Below are 207 nucleotides of genomic sequence, written 5' to 3'. Positions count from 1 at the left end.
CCGCCATCCAGCTGGGCGGTATCCACCACCCGCGCCTCAAGCGTCGAATAGAACGGCACCGGACTACTGACCGGGGACAGTCCCGCCAGATCCTCGCCCAACCGGTCCTCGATCGCTTCAACATGTGCGGTGTGGGAGGCGTAGTCGACCGCGATCCGTCGCGCCCCGCGCTCCGCGAACGCCTCGACGAACTCCCCACACGCCTGC

The 207-nt window shown here is 68.1% G+C and carries 1 protein-coding gene; it reads right to left on the bottom strand.

Annotated elements, in window-relative coordinates:
• A partial coding sequence (locus tag WA788_RS35955; protein ID WP_335984774.1) for a hypothetical protein occupies window positions 1-207 on the bottom strand: 207 nt, incomplete at both ends.

It is taken from the genome of Streptomyces sp. CA2R106 (assembly GCF_037034245.1).
Lineage (GTDB): Bacteria > Actinomycetota > Actinomycetes > Streptomycetales > Streptomycetaceae > Actinacidiphila.
Note: the sequence above shows the minus strand (reverse complement) of the source record. Positions and strands in the feature narration are given on the sequence as shown.